General features: G+C 61.6%; 2 protein-coding genes. Both read left to right on the top strand.

What is annotated here, in order from left to right:
* Positions 1 to 892 (top strand): amidohydrolase family protein (locus EOA75_RS32985; RefSeq protein ID WP_164747761.1); only part of this gene is annotated, 892 nt, incomplete at its 5' end.
* A gap of 11 nt (positions 893 to 903) precedes the next feature.
* Positions 904 to 1,223 (top strand): Rieske (2Fe-2S) protein (locus EOA75_RS32980; protein WP_164747760.1); only part of this gene is annotated, 320 nt, incomplete at its 3' end.

Here is a 1,223-nt window from a genome sequence, read left to right as displayed (position 1 = left end):
CGAGGCGGACAATTACCTGATCATGAAGGAGAAGCACCTCGATAAATACAATATCGGAGTGGCAATCCTGACTGGCGACGAGCCGATCGAGGCTTCGACGCTGGCAAATCCCTATTACGCCAGCGCGCTGGTAAGCGCCTATAACGACTATCAGATCAATGAATGGCTGCCGAAAGACAGCCGCTTGATGGGCTCCATCGTCATCGCGCCGCAGGACCCACGCCTTGCGGCGGCGGAGATCCGGCGGCTCGGCGCGCATCCCCGGATGGCGCAAGTTCTGGCCTCCCAAGGCTCGGTGCGGCCGTATGGCGATCCGTTCTATCACCCGATCTTCGAGGCCTGTGCCGAGGTCGGCTTGCCGTTCGCCATACATCTTGGCGGGCATGGCGGCATCAACTGGAATGCCGTCGCGCCGGCGCCCACGACTTTCTTCTGGGAGACCCATGCGATCCTGCACATGTCGGCCATGTCGCATGTCGCGAGCATGATCGCGCATGGTGTGTTCGAAAAATGGCCGGATCTTTACTTTGTCGTCATCGAGTGCGGCATCGCCTGGGTGCCGTCGGTGCTCTGGCGACTTGACGCCGACTACAAAGCCCTGCGCAAGGAGACGCCATGGCTGAAGATGCTGCCGTCGGAATATTGTCGACGCAACATACGCTTCTCCACGCAGCCGTTGGAGCAACCGCCGAACGTCAAACACCTCTGGGCGATCCTGGAGGCGATGGACGGGGAGAACACGCTGCTGTTTGCGTCCGACTACCCGCATTGGGATTACGATGACGTCAACACGCTGCACATCCCGCCGGAATGGCGCGGCAAGGTGCTCGGCCAGAATGCGCTGGACGTCTACAAGCGGATCCCCCGCCCGCAAGCCGCCGCGGCAGCGTGACGAGGACCCAAATGGCCGAGAAGACGTATATTTGTCGCGCCGACGAGATCCAGGTCGGGACGCCATTCATCGCCAAGGTGCGCAGCCTGTCGATCGGCGTGTTCCGGATCGGCGATAGTTTCCATGCGCTGCTGAATGTTTGTCCTCACCGAGGCGCTCCGCTTTGCGAAGGGCCGCAATGCGGAACGACCGCTCCAGTCGAGGGACCCGAATTCATCTACCACCGCGAGAACGAAATCGTTCGCTGCGCCTGGCATGGGTGGGAGTTCGACATCCAGACGGGTGCGGCCCTGGTCAACCCGTCCGTTCGCGCGCGGACGTTCCCAGTCAC

It is taken from the genome of Mesorhizobium sp. M1A.F.Ca.IN.022.07.1.1 (genome assembly GCF_003997575.1).
Classification (GTDB): Bacteria; Pseudomonadota; Alphaproteobacteria; order Rhizobiales; family Rhizobiaceae; genus Mesorhizobium.
This window is presented reverse-complemented; position numbering and strand designations above follow the sequence as displayed.